Origin of the sequence: Paracoccus sp. SY, assembly GCF_002901215.1 — a bacterium.
Classification (GTDB): Bacteria; Pseudomonadota; Alphaproteobacteria; order Rhodobacterales; family Rhodobacteraceae; genus Paracoccus; species Paracoccus acridae.
The window spans coordinates 76,484-91,253 of sequence record NZ_NWMQ01000011.1 but is presented as its reverse complement, the minus strand read 5'-3'; the positions used below and the strand labels follow the sequence as shown (position 1 = coordinate 91,253).

Sequence of the window (14,770 nt, the reverse complement as noted above, 5' to 3'; positions counted from 1 at the left end):
GTCCCTAGCCTTCCCCGTCCGTCGTTCCATCATACACCACCGCGCGCAGCCGCCGCAGCGCCGTTTCCGTCTGCTCCGCATCCGCCACCAGGGCGACCCGGATGAAGCCCTTGCCGGGATTGTGCCCGCCGACCTCGCGCGAGAGATAGGCGCCCGGCAGCACCTGGATCCCCGCCTGCGCCCACAGGGTCCTGGCCGCGTCCTCGCCATCTGCGACGGGCAGCCACAGGAAGAACCCGCCCTGGATGGGGCGGTATCCCGGCACGTTGCCCAGCACCCGGTCGGCGATCTCGTATTTCTGCCGGTAAAGGTCGCGGCTGACCGCCACATGCGCCTCGTCCCGCCAGGCGGCCTCGCTGACGGCCTGGGCGGGCAGCGACAGGGGCGCGCCCGCATAGGCGCGAAGGCGGCGGATCTGGGCGATATTCGCGGCGCTTCCCGCCACGAAGCCCGACCGCAGCCCGGGCAGGTTGGACCGCTTGGACAACGAATTGAAGATCACCACCCGGTCGGCCAGTCCCATCGCGGTCGCTACGGCCAGGGCGCCGGGCGGCGGGGATTCGCGCCAGATCTCGGAATAGCATTCGTCGGCGAAGACCAGGAAATCGTGCCGGTCGGCAAGCGCGATCAGCTGTTCCAGATAATCCCGGTCCGCGATCGCCCCCTGCGGATTGGCGGGCGAACACAGATAGGCGATGGCGGTGCGGTCCAGGACTTCGGGCGCAAGCGACGCATAATCGGGCAGGTTGCCGGTGTCCGGCGTGGCGGGGACGAAGACGGGTTCGGCCTGAACGGCGGCGGCTGCGACCGCATAGACCTGATAGAAGGGATTCGGAATCAGGATCGCCGGCCGCCCGCCGTTCTTCCTTTCGGGGCACAGCGCCAGAGCCGCGTTGAACAGCCCTTCGCGCGTGCCGTTCAGCGCCATGATCCGGTCGGGCGCCACATCCAGGCCGTAACGGCTGCCCAGCCAATCGCCGATGGCCGACAGCAGGCCGGGCGTGCCCTCGTTCGGCGGATATTTCGCGAATCCCCCGATATTGGCGGCCATCACCTCGGCCACGAAGTCCGGCATGGCATGGCGCGGCTCTCCGATGGTCAGGACCGTCGGGGATTCGCCGTGCTTCAAACCCGGCTCGATGCCGGACAGCAGCGCCCGCAAACGCGGAAACGCATACTCCGGCAGGTTCGAGAACCGCTCGGGGATCGCCATTCTGCCTCGCTTCCAGGGTCTTCGGCCCCGTTTATTACCGGAAAACATTAGCGTGATCGTGCCCTTGCGTCCAGCGAAAGCCGGCCACTCGCCTGGGCAAAACATCCTGGGGGTTGATCGGGCCAAGGGCGGGAAAGGGGCGCCAAGGCCCCCTGCCCAGCCGGTCAGGCCACCGCCAGGGCAGCCTCGGCCCCTGCCGCCACATGCAGAAGATGTCCGTCCCGGCCCGCATGGCCCATGATCGAGATACCGCAGGCGGGATGCCCGGTCGGCAGGGTGCAGACCGGCAGGCCCAGAAGATTGCCGATGCGGGTGTTGCGCAGGGTCAGCAGGTTCGCGCGCACGAACTCGGCCTCGTCCTCCATCAGCCGCGCGGCGTTCGGCGGCAGGATCGGCACCGTGGGCAGCAGGATCGCGTCATGGGCCGAGGCCACCTCCTTGATCCATTTGCGGCGGATGCGGACCAGGCTTTCCCAGGCCGCCACGTAATCCGAGGCGCTGACATCCGCGCCGCTGCGGAACCGGTCCAGGATCGGCTTCCACATCAGTTCGGGCGCATCCTCGATCTGCGCGCGCCAGATGCCATAGGCCTCGGGCGCGAACAGCGCCGCCGACAAGGGCATCGCCTTGGCGACCCAATCGCTGGGCACGCGCTGGATCTGCGCGCCCGCGCGGGCCAGCCGGTCCACCGCGTCCTCGAAGGCGGCGACCGGGCCTTCCTCGGCATCGGCGAAGGGCACGCCGTCCAGAACCATCAGCCGCCGTCCCGCGATATCGGCGCCCCGCAGGTCGGCCGCCTTGGTCCCGGACATCAGCGCGAATAGTTCGGCGCAATCCTCGACCGTGCGGGCGATGGGACCGACGATGTCGAATTTGCGGCACAGGGGCACCACGCCCTTCTCGGGCAGCGAATCATGGCTGGGCTTGAAGCCCACCAGATCGTTCCAGGCGGCCGGCACACGCAGCGATCCGCCGGTATCGGACCCGATCGCCGCCGCCGCCAGTCCCAGCGCCACCGACACCGCCGCCCCGGAGGACGACCCGCCAGGCGCAAGATCCGGGTCCAGCGCATTGGGCGGCGTCGCGGTGTTCGGGTTCAGGCCCAGGCCGGAAAAGGCCAGTTCCGTCATATGGGTCTTGCCCAGGCAGATCGTGCCCTGCCGCGCCGCGCGTGCCAGCACGATGGCATCCTTGCGCGGCACCCGGCCTTCCAGCAGCCTGGATCCGGCCTCGGTCACGGTGCCGCCGCTGTCGATGTTGTCCTTCCAGCTGATCGCCACGCCGTCCAGAAGCCCGCGCCGCAGTTCCAGCTTGGCGCGGTCATGGGCGGCGACCGATTCGGACCGGGCGCGCACATCCGTCACGCGGGCATAGATGCGCCCCGCGTCAAGATGGGCCTTGATCGCGGCCAGATAGGCCTCGGACTGGTCGATGGGATCCAGAAGACCCGCCATGATCGCACGGCCCTGCTGGGCGGCGGGCGCGCGCAGCCAATCCATTCTCAGAAATCCACCGCGAGGCCGTTCTTTTCGTAATCGCCGTATCGCACGGGTTCGGGGCCCTCGCGGCCGCCGTATTCGACGGGCAGGGGCTGGGCCTCTGCGGCGGCCTTGCGGCGCTCGGCAGCCTCGGCCAGGGCGCGCTGTGCGGCGGGCGGCAGGTCGGTGCGGTCCATCGGGGGCTGTTCGCTCATGGAAAGATCTCCCATCCGGGGGTAAGGGGTCCGGGTCAGTCTTCCAACAAGACTTAGGTGAAGGAAAGCGATTTGGCAAAGCGGGGCATGGATATGGCACGGTCGGGCGCATTGCGCCTGCTGGCCGGGGTGCGGGACGGGCTGTCCCTGTCGGATCAGGCGGGCGCGCTGAAGGCGCTGGCGCCGCAGGACCAGGCCCGTGCCGCGCGCCTTGCGGCCGCCGTGCTGCGCCACCAGTCCCGCGCCGATGCGGTGATCGCGGGTTATGTCAGCCGCAAGCCCAGTCCCCAGGTCGCCGACATCCTGCGCCTGGCCACGATCGAGCTTCTGGAATTGGAGGGCGCGGCGCATGGCGTTGTCGATGCCGCCGTCACCCTGACGCGCGGGCTGGGCCAGAAGGGGCAGGCCGCGGCAGGCATGGTCAACGCCGTGCTGCGCAAGGTGGCGGCGCACCGGGGCTGGGCCGACCTGCCGCCGCAACCGATGCCCGCCTGGCTGCGCGGCCCCGTCGCCCTCGCCTATGGAGAGGAGGCCGCCCTCGCCATCGAGGCCGCGCACCAGGCCGGCGCACCGCTGGATTTGACGCCGAAGCCGGGCATTTCGGTCGAGGGTGCCGACCTGCTGCCGACCGGATCATGGCGCATCCACGGCCCCGCGCAGGTGTCTGCGCTTCCGGGCTTTGCTACCGGCGACTGGTGGGTCCAGGATGCCGCCGCCGCCCTGCCGGTGCGCCTGCTGGACCCGCAGGCGGGCGAACGCATCGCGGACCTTTGTGCCGCGCCGGGCGGCAAGACGCTGCAACTGGCCGCGGCAGGGGCGCAGGTGACGGCCGTGGACATCAGCCCTGCCCGCCTCAAGCGCGTGGCCGAGAACCTGCGCCGCTGCGGCCTGGCGGCGGAACTGGTCGCGGCCGACGCGCTGGAATGGCGGCCCGATGGCCCTCTGGATGCGGTCCTGCTGGACGCGCCCTGTTCGGCCACCGGCACGATCCGCCGCCACCCTGACCTGCCCTTCCTGCGCGACGGATCGGGCATCCCCGCGCTGATCGACCTGCAATCGCGGCTGATCGACCATGCCCTGTCGCTGCTGCCGCCGGGCGGGCGCCTGGTCTATGCCGTCTGCTCCCTGCTGCCCGACGAAGGCGAGGCGCAGGTCGCCGCGGCCCTGGCCCGCCATCCGGGGCTGAGGGTCGAGGAGCCGGTTCTTCCGGGGATCGAACTGGACTGGATCACGCCCGAAGGCGGTTTGCGCACCCGGCCCGACCATTGGGCGGACCGGGGCGGGTTGGACGGCTTCTTCATGGCACGGTTGCGCAAGGCCGGATAGGACAAGGGGCGCTGCCCCTCTTGGCCTGCGGCCAATTCACCCCGGGATATTTGGGCCAGAATGAAGACGTTCCTTCACGCTGGTGCAAATATCCTCGGGGGGTCCGGGGGGCGAAGCGCCCCCGGCTTCGCCACTGGACCTTCGGCCCGCATGGCGCTAAGCGACCGCAAACCAGATGCGAGGCCCCCATGTCCCATCCCGTGCCGATCAGACGCGCGCTGATTTCCGTTTCCGACAAGACCGGGCTGATCGACTTCGCCCGCAAGCTGGACGCGCGGGGGATCGAGATCCTGTCCACCGGCGGCAGCGCCAGGACGCTGCGCGAGGCGGGGCTGACGGTGATCGACGTGGCCGATGTCACGGGTTTCCCGGAAATGATGGACGGCCGCGTCAAGACGCTGCACCCGGTCGTCCATGGCGGCCTGCTGGCGCTGCGCGACAATTCCGAACATCAGGCCGCGATGGAGGCCCACGGCATCGGACCCATCGACCTGCTGGTGGTCAACCTTTATCCCTTCGAGGAAACGGTCGCCAAGGGCGCGTCCCATGACGACTGCATCGAGAATATCGACATCGGCGGCCCCGCGATGATCCGCGCGGCGGCCAAGAACCACGGCTTCGTCACCGTGATCGTGGATGTCCAGGATTACGATGCGCTGCTGGCCGAACTGGACGCCAATGACGACCGCACCACGCTGGCCTTCCGCCAGCGCCAGGCGCAGATCGCCTATGCCCGCACCGCCGCCTATGACGCGGCGGTTTCGACATGGCTGGCAAGCGCCATCGGCCAGGAAACGCCCCGTCGCCGCGCATTCGCGGGCACGCTGGCCCAGCCCCTGCGCTATGGCGAGAACCCGCACCAGCAGGCGGCCTTCTATGTTACCGGGGACAACCGCCCCGGCGTCGCCACCGCGAAGCAGTGGCAGGGCAAGGAGCTGTCCTACAACAACATCAACGACACCGATGCGGCCTTCGAACTGGTCGCGGAATTCGACCCCGCCGAAGGCGCGGCCTGCGCGATCATCAAGCACGCCAATCCCTGCGGCGTGGCGCGGGGCGAAACGGCGCTGGAAGCCTACAAGCGCGCCTTCGACTGCGACCGCACATCGGCCTTCGGGGGGATCATCGCGCTGAACCAGGTGCTGGACGGCCCCACCGCCGAGGAGATCGCCAGGATCTTCACCGAGGTCGTCATCGCCCCCGATGCCGACGAGGACGCCAAGCGCATCTTCGCCGCCAAGAAGAACCTGCGCCTGCTGACCACGGGCGGGCTGCCCGATCCGCGGGCGCCCGGCCTGTCCTTCCGCCAGGTCGCGGGCGGCTTCCTGGTGCAGGGCCGCGACAACGGCCATGTGGGCCTGTCCGACCTGAAGGTCGTCAGCGACCGCCAGCCGGATGATGCGGAACTGCGCGACATGCTGTTCGCCTGGACCGTCGCCAAGCACGTCAAGTCGAACGCCATCGTCTATGCGAAGGACCGCGCCACCGTGGGCATCGGCGCAGGCCAGATGAGCCGCGTGGACAGCACCCGCATCGGCCGCCGCAAGTCCGAGGACATGGCCGAGGCGCTTGGCCTGGGCCAGCCCCTGACCATCGGCGCGGTCGTGGCATCGGATGCCTTCTTCCCCTTTGCCGACGGGATCGAGGCCTTGGCGGAAGCCGGCGCCCGCGCCGTGATCCAGCCGGGCGGGTCGATGCGCGACGACGAGGTGATCGCGGCGGCCAACCGCCTGGGCCTGGCGATGGTCTTTACCGGCCAGCGGCATTTCCGGCACTGATGCAGCAGGAACTGCCCCTTGACCCGCCGCCCCCGGCGCCGTCCAGACCGGCGCCCAAGGCGCGGCGCCCGCGCGCGCCGAAAAAGCCCGCGCCCCCGCCCCGGACCGACATGCGGCTGGTGATCTGGATCGCGACCACGATCTTCGTGGTCGATCAGGTGCTGAAATACTGGGTCGTCCATGTGCTGCAACTGGACCGGCTGCGCGAGATCGACGTGCTGCCGCCCTGGCTGAACCTGCGCATGGCCTGGAACCAGGGCGTCAATTTCGGGCTGATGGCGTCGGACACCGATGTGATGCGCTGGGTCCTGATCGCCGTGGCGCTGGCCATCGTGGTCTGGGTCTGGATCTGGATCTGGCGCGCCGATGCCGGAAAGCTGGCCCGCATCGCGGCGGGGCTGCTGATCGGCGGCGCCCTGGGCAACGTGATCGACCGGCTGCTTTACGGCGCGGTCGCGGATTTCCTGAACATGTCGCTGCCCGGCTGGCAGAACCCCTACAGCTTCAACGTGGCCGATATCGCCATCTTCGCGGGGGCCATCGGGCTGGTTCTGGTGCCGCAGAAGAAGGACCCCGTGGCGCCTGCCCGCAAGCCGCGCGCCAAGGCCTCGGACAATCCCCGTGACGGGACCGGCAAATCCGGCTAGAACGGGGCGCAAGAAACGAGGGGACAGGACATGCAGGCTTTCGTCAGGGGCATCGCGGCAGCGGCCGTCATGGGGCTTTCGGCCTGCGGCAGCAACCAGTTGATGAACATCGAAACCGGTCAGAACAGCCCGGACGAATTCGCCATCCTGCCCACCCGCCCCCTGACCATGCCGCCCGATCTGGCGCTGCTGCCCGCCCCTACGCCGGGCGGGGCCAACATGACCGATCCGAACCCCAGCGCCGATGCGGTCGCGGCCCTGGGCGGCAATCCGGCGCGCCTGTCCGACCAGGGCATCGCCGCGGCGGATGGTGCCCTGGTCGCCCATGCCACGCGCCGCGGCACCGATCCCGCCATCCGCGAACGCCTGGCGGACGCGGATGCCGAATGGCGGTTGCGCAACAAGCGCCGCCCGCTGGAGGCGCTGTTCGGCACCACCGTCTATCAGCGCGCCTATCGCCCCCTGGCGCTTGATTCGCAGGCCGAACAGCAACGTTGGCAGCGGGCTGGTGCGATCACCCAGACCTCTCCCGCGCCCGTCGAGGAATGACGGCGCATTTCGATCCGGCGCAGCCCGGTTTCGGCAAGGATCCCTGGCCGCATTACGCCCGCCTGCGGGCGACGCCCGGCCTGCCCGACTGGCAGGGCTTTCGCCTGGCGTCCCGCTTCGACGACGTGCGCGCCATCGCATCGGACCGCCGCATGGTCCGGGGCACCGCCTTTCTTCCGCCCGAGGAAAGGCGGCGGATCCAGATGGCCGAGAATTTCCACGACATGCCGTTCCACGAACGCTTCGTGCAGACCTCGATGCTGGAACTGGACGGGCCGGATCACGACCGGTTGCGGCGCGCGGTGTTTCCCTTCTTCACCAAGACGCGGCTGGAAAGCCTGCGTCCCTTCGTCACCGGGTGGGCCGATGCTGCGCTGGACCGGCTGATCCCGCAGGGTCGCTTCGACTTCATCGCGGATCTTGCCGCCCATCTGCCGGGGCAGGTGATCGGCCATCTGATCGGCACCGATCCCGCGCTTGCCCCGCAGATGACCCTGTGGTCCGAGGAAACCGTCAGCTATTTCGACGTGAGCCGCCGCACCCCCGATCGCAAGGCGCGGGCCGAGGACGCGGTGCGCTTGTTCCATGACGCGCTGCAGGACCTTCATGCCGCGCGCAAGGCCCGGCCGGGCGACGACCTGATGTCGGCAATGATCGGGGCCGAGGATGCGGGGCTTCTGACCCATGACGAACTGATCGCGACCGTCATGCAGATCCTGCACGCCGGGCATGGATCGACCATCGACGTGATGGGCAGCGGGCTTCATGCGCTGCTGGCCCATCCCGACCAGATTGCGCGTCTGCGCGCCGATCCCGGCCTGATGCCCCTGGCCGTGCAGGAGATGTTCCGCTTTGCCCCGCCGCTGGTCTTCTTTCACCGCCATGCGTCCGAGGATCTGGCGATCTGCGGTCAGGACTGGCCCAGGGGAACGACCTTCGGGCTGCTTTACGCCAGCGCCAACCGTGACCCCGATGCCTTCCCAGATCCCGACCGCTTCGATGTCGGGCGCAGGCCGAACCTGCACCTTGCCTTTGGCGCGGGTCCCCATGTCTGCCTGGGCAACAACCTGGCGCGGCTGAACATGGAGGTGCTGTTCACGGCCCTTCTGGACCGCACGGAAAGCATCCGCATCGACGGTCCCGTTGCCTGGAAGTCTGGGCTTCAGGCGCATGGCCCCCTGTCCCTGCCCATCACTGTCGCGACACATTAGCGTGTGACAGGTTGCGCGGCCTGCCGTCATTGGTCAGATTTGCCTCGACCAAGGAGGTTTCGCCCCCATGCTTCGACCGACCCTGCCCGCGCTGCTGGCCTTGACCCTGGGCGCGATGCCCGTCCTGGCCGAGACGACCACCCCCGAGAATAACGGCATCACCCATTTCACCCTTCCGAACGGACTGGAAACCGTGGTGATCCAGGATCATCGCGCCCCGGTCGTGGTCCAGATGGTCTGGTATCGGATCGGATCGGCGGACGAGCCGCCCGGCAAATCGGGCATCGCCCATTATCTGGAACACCTGATGTTCAAGGGCACCGACAAGCTGGAACCGGGCGAGCTGTCGAAGACCGTGACCGCCAATGGCGGCATGGACAACGCCTTCACCTCCTATGACTACACCGCCTATTTCCAGCGCATCGCCTCCGATCGCCTGCCCCTGGTGATGGAGATGGAGGCCGACCGCATGGCCAACCTGCGCATCGGCGAGGATGACTGGCAGGCCGAACGCCAGGTCGTGCTGGAGGAGCGCGCCCAGCGGGTGGACAGCGACCCCGGATCCCTGTTCGCCGAGGAACGCTATGCCACGCTTTACTATAACCACCCTTATGGCCGCCCCGTCATCGGCTGGCGCGCCGAGATGGAGGGCCTGACGCGCGAGGATGCGCTGGAATGGTATGACAACCATTATTCCCCGAACGAGGCGATCCTGATCCTGGCGGGCGACGTGACCCCTGAACGCGCCCGCGAACTGGCCGGGCAATACTATGGCCCGATCCCCGCGAAAGGAGAGGCAGAGCCGCGCATCCGCCCCCAGGAACCCACCCAGCGGTCGCCCCGCCGGATGGAGATGAGCGATCCCCGCGTCCCCCAGCCGGTGATGTCGCGCAGCTACATCGCGCCCGAGCGCAACCCCGGCGACCAGGCGGATGCCGCCGCGCTGACGGTTCTGGCGGAACTGCTGGGCGGGTCGATGCAGACCTCGATCCTGGGTCGCGAGCTGGCCATGCAGGGCAAGGCGCTGTGGGTGAACGCGGGCTATGACGGCTTTTCCGTCGATCCGACCAGCTTCGGCATCTCTCTTGTTCCCGCCGACGGCATGACGCCCGAGGAAGCCGAGGCGGAACTGGACAAGGTCCTGACCCGCTTCCTGGAAACCGGCCCCGACCCTGCCGACCTGGACCGCGTGAAGACGCAGATCGAGGCCGCGCGGGTCTACAAGCTCGATTCGGCGCATGGCCGGGCCTATGACTATGGGCAGGGCCTGGCGACCGGGCTCTCGGTCCAGGACGTGAACGACTGGCCCGACATCCTGGCCGCCGTCACGGCCGATGACGTGATGAGGGTGGCCAGGACCGTTCTGGACAGCAAGGCCAGCGTCACCGGCTGGCTGCTGCCGGCCGAGCCGGCACCCGCCGCCGCCGAAGTACCCGCCCCCACCGACACCCCCAGCCCCGAGGTGCAAGGATGATCCGCGCCGCCATTGCCCTTTTCCTTGCCGTTCTGGCGGTTCCCGCCCATGCCATCGACATCCAGGACGTCACCTCGCCCGGCGGCATCAAGGCCTGGCTTGTCCAGGACGACAGCATCCCCTTCGTCGCGGTGCAGTTTTCCTTCAAGGGCGGCGCCAGCCTGGACGCCGAAGGAAAGCGCGGCGCCATCAACCTGATGACCGCCACACTGGAGGAAGGCGCGGGCAACCGCGATTCGGTGGCCTTCGCCCAGGCGGTCGAGGGGCTGGGCGCGCAGTTTTCCTTTGACGTGGGCGACGACGCGCTGACCGTGGGGATGCGCGCCCTGAACGAGAACCGCGACGAGGCCGCGGCCCTTCTGGCCGAGGCGCTGACCCAGCCCCGCTTCGACGACGACGCCATCGAACGCGTCCGCGCGCAGGTGCAGTCGATCATCCGGTCCGAGGCGACCGATCCGCAATCCATCGCCGCCAAGGAAATGGCGCGCCAAGCCTGGGGCGACCATCCCTATGCCACCTCGATCAACGGGACCATGGATTCGGTGGCGGCCCTGACGCGGCAGGATCTGGTCGCGGCCAAGAACCGCGTATTGGCCCGCGACCGCGTGGTGGTGGGTGCGGCGGGCGACATCACGTCCGAAGAACTGGGCCAGCTTCTGGACACCGTGCTGGGGGGCCTGCCGGAACAGGGCACCGCGCCGCTGCCGCAACCGGCGGACCTGCAACTGACGGGCGGGGTCACGGTAATCGACTGGGACAGCCCCCAGACGGTCGTCAGCTTTGCCGGTCCGGGCCTTGCCATCGACGATCCCGATTACTTCGCGGCCTTTGTCGCCAACCACATCCTGGGCGGCGGCGGCTTCAGTTCCCGCCTGATGGAGGAGATCCGCGAAAAGCGCGGCCTGACCTATGGCGTCGGCACGACGCTGGCGACCGGCGTTTACGGCCAGACCTGGCAGGGCGGCATGGCGGGATCGAACGCCACCACCGGACAGGCGGTCGATCTGATCCGCCAGGAATGGGACCGCATGGCCGAAGGCGGCGTCACGGACCAGGAATTGAACGATGCCAAGACCTATCTGACGGGCGAATACCCCTTGCGCTTCGACGGCAACGGCAGCATCGCGGGCATCCTGGCCGGGATGCAGCTGATCGGCTTTCCCATCGACTATGTGAACACCCGCAACGCCAAGGTCGAGGCGGTGACGGCGGAGGACGTCAAGCGCGTGGCGGGCCGCCTGCCGGATGCCGACGATCTGCGCTTCGTGCTGGTCGGCCGCCCCGAGGGGATCGCCGGAACAGATCCTGCCCCCACCAACTAGAATCGCTGGCGACAGGGGACGGTGGCTGCTAGATTTGGGGGCATGAACAGCCATGCCCCCCATATCCGGCCCGTGATCCGCCAGTTGGACGAAGCCGTCGCCAACCGCATCGCGGCGGGCGAGGTGGTCGAACGGCCTGCATCGGCGGTCAAGGAACTGGTGGAAAACGCCCTGGATGCGGGGGCCAGCCGCATCGACATCGCCATCCAGGACGGCGGCAAGCGGCTGATCCGGGTTTGCGACGACGGCTGCGGCATGGCGCCCGAGGATCTGCCCCTGGCCCTGTCGCGCCATGCGACCAGCAAGATCGACGGCACCGACCTTCTGGCGATCCGCAGCTTCGGCTTCCGGGGCGAGGCGCTGCCCTCGCTGGGTGCGGTCGGACGGCTGACGATCACCTCGCGGATGCGGGGCGGGGAGGGCGCGGTGATCGCGGTGGAAGGCGGGCGCGCCGCGCCGGTGCGGCCCGCCGCCGCCAATCCCGGCACGGTGGTCGAACTGCGCGACCTGTTCTTCGCCACCCCCGCGCGTCTGAAATTCCTGCGCGGCGACCGGGCCGAGACGATGGCGGTGGCCGAATGCGTCCGCCGCCTGGCCATGGCCGAACCCTTCGTGGGCTTCACCCTGAACGCCGATGGCAAGGAGATCTTTCGCGCCGATGCCGAACAAGGCGAATTGTTCGACGCCCTGACAATCCGCCTGTCGCGCGTCATGGGCCAGGATTTCATCGACAATGCGATCCCCCTTGACGCCGAACGCGACGGGCTGCGGCTTTCGGGGCTTGCGGCACTGCCCACCTATTCGCGCGGGGCGGCGGTGGCGCAGCATGTCTATGTCAACGGCAGGCCGGTACGGGACAAGCTGCTGACCGGGGCGCTGCGGGCGGGTTACATGGACGTGCTGGCATCCGGGCGCCATCCTGCGGCGGTGCTATATCTTGCCTGCGACCCGCAGCTTGTCGATGTGAACGTCCATCCCGCCAAGGCCGAGGTGCGTTTCCGCGACCCGCAAGGCGCGCGGGGGCTGGTGGTCAGCGCCTTGCGGCACGGGCTGGCGACGGCCGGGCATCGCGCGTCATCCACGATGGGCGACGCGACGCTGGCGGCCTTCCGGGCCGAACCCGCCGCCGCCCCTGCCCCTGCCGCCCCGCGCACCTATCAGATGGACTATCGCCCCTCGGCCACGGCGATCCGCGCCAGCCTGGATCTGCAAGCCCCCACGATGGGATTTGCCGAGGCCCCCTCGGCCCGTGCCGAGGAGGAAAGCGCCGCGCCCCTCGATGCCCCCCTGGGGGCCGCACGGGCGCAGATCCACGAAAACTACATCATCGCGCAGACCGAAGACGGGCTTGTCATCGTCGATCAGCACGCGGCGCATGAACGGCTGGTCTATGAACGCCTGAAGGTCCAGGCTGCCGCGACGGGCATCGCCCGCCAGGCCCTGCTGATCCCGGAGATCGTGGAACTGCCGGATGCCGATGCCGCGCGCATCCTGTCCATCGCGGGCGATCTTGCCGAACTTGGGCTGGTCATCGAACCCTTCGGCGGGGGTGCGGTCGCGGTGCGGGAAACGCCGGCCATGCTGGCCCGTCTGGACGCCCGCGCCCTGATCCGCGACATCCTGGACGATCTGGCGGATCAGGGCGCCTCCGACCGCCTGCGCGGGCGGCTTGACGCGGTGCTGTCCTCGATGGCCTGCCACGGATCGGTGCGGTCGGGGCGGCGCATGAGCGCCGACGAAATGAACGCCCTGCTGCGCGAGATGGAGCGCACGCCCCGGTCCGGCCAGTGCAACCATGGCCGCCCGACCTGGGTGAAGCTGCGCCTGTCCGACATCGAAAGGCTGTTCGGACGCAAGGATTGACCGGCGCCCCGAACGGCGCGACAGTCGCGCCAGCGAAGGAGCCAACCATGCTGCAGATCAGCCCCGACAAGATCGCCCATATCATCATCCGCGCCCGCGAATACGACAGCGGCGTCAACCCCTGGGCGCATTCGGGCAGCAGGCCGCAGCACGGCGTCCGGTCCGAACTGCACGACTTCATCGCCAACCTGAACGAGGATGAGCAGGCATCCTTGGTGGCGGTCATGTGGATCGGGCGCGAAAGCTTCGAGCCCGAGGAGCTTGAGGAGGCCATCGAGACCGCCCGGATCGAGCGCACCACCCCCACCGAGGATTACCTGATGGGCGAACCCGGCCTGGCCGATCTGCTGGAATCGGGGCTGGAAGCCCTCGGCATCTCGCCCGAGGATGCCGAGGACGACGTGACCCGCCCGGTCTGAGGCGTTCTAGCTGTCGCTCTGCGCCGGGGTGACGCGGATCAGGCGGCCGTTGTCTTCATCGGTCAGCAGCATCAGGGCGCCGTCGCGGGCGACCTCGACCTCTCTCACGCGGCCGATGCCTTGCAGGTGGCGCGCCTCGCCGGTCACCCGGTCGCCGTCCAGTTCCAGGCGCACGAGGTCGTTCGACTTCATCCCGCCGATCAGCAGGTCGCCCTGCCAGTCGGGGAACATCTCGCCGTCATAGAAGGTCATCTGGCCGGGCGCGATCACCGGATCCCAGTAATAGACGGGTTGTTCGGTGCCCTCCATCTGGGTGACGCCTTCCTCGACCGGGTCGCCGCTGTATTCCACGCCATAGGTCACGCGCGGCCAGCCATAGTTGCGGCCCGCCTGGGGCAGGTTCAATTCGTCGCCGCCCTTGGGACCGTGTTCGATGGTCCACAGCCTGCCCTGGCCGTCAAGCGCCGCGCCCTGGATGTTGCGATGACCCCAGGACCAGATCTCGGGCAGCGCCTCGGCCACGCCGGGATCGCCCATCGGCGCGCCGGTTTCGGGGTCGATGCGGACCACCTTGCCCAGCGTGGTTGTGACATTCTGGGAATAGACGCGCGCATCGGGGACCGAGCGTTCGCCGGTGGTCACGAACAGCCCGCCCTGCCCGTCATGGATCAGGACCGATCCGTAATGCTTGGTCGAATCCCAGGCGGGCTGCTGCTGCCAGATGACCTCGGTCCCTTCCAGGGTGCTGTTGTCCGGCGACAGGGTGCCGGTCGCGACGGCGGTGGCGGTCTTGCCGTCTTCGCGGGGCTGGGCAAAGCTGATCCAGACGCGGCGCGTGTCGGCGAAATCATCGGCCACGGTCACGTCCAGAAGGCCGCCCTGGTCGCGGGTGTCAAGCTCGGGCAGTCCGCCGATCGGATCGGACAGGATGCCGTCCGCCCCCACCAGCCGCAGGTTTCCCGCGCGTTCCGTCACCAGCCAGCTTCCGTCCGGCAGTTCGGCCAGGCCCCAGGGATGATCCAGCCCATCCGCGATGACGGTCTGGTTCAGCGCCACGTCGCCCGCCAGCACGGGCGCGCGGGTCTGGTTTTCGAAGGCGGGCTGCTGATCAGGGGCATTCGGCGGCGCGGCATTGAAATCCTGCGCAAGCGCGCCGGTGGCCAGCAGGCTTGCCGAAGCGGCAAAAGTCGTCAGGCGGATGAACATGCAGTCCTCGTGCAGATGACAGGGATGCCCGTCCAACACGCGTTCCCCACCCCCGTTCCGACACGGCCC

The 14,770-nt window shown here is 68.7% G+C and carries 13 protein-coding genes; 9 read left to right on the top strand and 4 right to left on the bottom strand.

What is annotated here, in order from left to right; translation table 11 throughout:
* Positions 1-4: 4 nt before the first annotated feature.
* The 3 genes from CK944_RS11050 to CK944_RS11040 all read right to left on the bottom strand — a co-directional run bounded on the left by CK944_RS11050 (position 5) and on the right by CK944_RS11040 (position 2,906).
* Complete coding sequence (locus tag CK944_RS11050; protein ID WP_103173111.1) at positions 5-1,213, bottom strand: aminotransferase class I/II-fold pyridoxal phosphate-dependent enzyme; 1,209 nt, start codon at positions 1,211-1,213, stop codon at positions 5-7.
* Between the two features lie 164 nt (positions 1,214-1,377).
* Positions 1,378-2,712, bottom strand: a complete 1,335-nt coding sequence (locus CK944_RS11045) for an amidase (protein ID WP_103173110.1) — start codon at positions 2,710-2,712, stop codon at positions 1,378-1,380.
* 2 nt (positions 2,713-2,714) lie between these two features.
* Positions 2,715-2,906, bottom strand: a complete 192-nt coding sequence (locus CK944_RS11040; RefSeq protein WP_103173144.1) for a DUF1674 domain-containing protein — start codon at positions 2,904-2,906, stop codon at positions 2,715-2,717.
* Between the two features lie 87 nt (positions 2,907-2,993).
* On the opposite strand from CK944_RS11040, the gene CK944_RS11035 reads away from it, so the two are divergent.
* The 9 genes from CK944_RS11035 (at position 2,994) to CK944_RS10995 (ending at position 13,495) form a co-directional block, all read left to right on the top strand.
* A complete protein-coding gene (locus CK944_RS11035) occupies positions 2,994-4,232 on the top strand; it encodes an RsmB/NOP family class I SAM-dependent RNA methyltransferase (RefSeq protein WP_103173143.1) in 1,239 nt (412 codons plus the stop codon).
* Between the two features lie 188 nt (positions 4,233-4,420).
* The gene (gene purH / locus CK944_RS11030; RefSeq protein ID WP_103173109.1) at positions 4,421-6,010 is read left to right on the top strand and encodes a bifunctional phosphoribosylaminoimidazolecarboxamide formyltransferase/IMP cyclohydrolase; all 1,590 of its coding nucleotides are present in this window, start codon (positions 4,421-4,423) and stop codon (positions 6,008-6,010) included.
* Entirely contained in the window at positions 6,010-6,657 is a 648-nt protein-coding gene (lspA, locus tag CK944_RS11025) for a signal peptidase II (protein WP_239986040.1), read from the top strand. Before purH ends, lspA begins: the two co-directional genes overlap by 1 nt.
* Positions 6,658-6,687: 30 nt before the next feature.
* Complete coding sequence (locus tag CK944_RS11020) at positions 6,688-7,206, top strand: DUF3035 domain-containing protein (protein ID WP_103173108.1); 519 nt, start codon at positions 6,688-6,690, stop codon at positions 7,204-7,206.
* Positions 7,203-8,417, top strand: a complete 1,215-nt coding sequence (locus CK944_RS11015; RefSeq protein WP_103173107.1) for a cytochrome P450 — start codon at positions 7,203-7,205, stop codon at positions 8,415-8,417. Before CK944_RS11020 ends, CK944_RS11015 begins: the two co-directional genes overlap by 4 nt.
* A 67-nt stretch (positions 8,418-8,484) precedes the next feature.
* The gene (locus CK944_RS11010; protein ID WP_103173106.1) at positions 8,485-9,891 is read left to right on the top strand and encodes a pitrilysin family protein; all 1,407 of its coding nucleotides are present in this window, start codon (positions 8,485-8,487) and stop codon (positions 9,889-9,891) included.
* Entirely contained in the window at positions 9,888-11,213 is a 1,326-nt protein-coding gene (locus CK944_RS11005; RefSeq protein ID WP_192877753.1) for a pitrilysin family protein, read from the top strand. The genes CK944_RS11010 and CK944_RS11005 overlap by 4 nt, the downstream gene beginning before the upstream one ends.
* A 42-nt stretch (positions 11,214-11,255) precedes the next feature.
* Positions 11,256-13,076 (top strand): DNA mismatch repair endonuclease MutL, encoded by a 1,821-nt coding sequence (gene mutL, locus CK944_RS11000; RefSeq protein ID WP_103173105.1) that lies wholly within the window; start codon positions 11,256-11,258, stop codon positions 13,074-13,076.
* 47 nt (positions 13,077-13,123) lie between these two features.
* Positions 13,124-13,495 carry a DUF3775 domain-containing protein gene (locus CK944_RS10995; RefSeq protein ID WP_103173104.1) on the top strand — a complete coding sequence of 124 codons (372 nt, stop codon included), beginning with the start codon at positions 13,124-13,126 and terminating at the stop codon, positions 13,493-13,495.
* A 6-nt stretch (positions 13,496-13,501) separates the two neighbouring features.
* Here the strand turns inward: CK944_RS10995 and CK944_RS10990 are convergent, their stop codons facing one another.
* Positions 13,502-14,701 (bottom strand): PQQ-dependent sugar dehydrogenase, encoded by a 1,200-nt coding sequence (locus tag CK944_RS10990; protein ID WP_103173103.1) that lies wholly within the window; start codon positions 14,699-14,701, stop codon positions 13,502-13,504.
* Positions 14,702-14,770 lie beyond the last annotated feature (69 nt).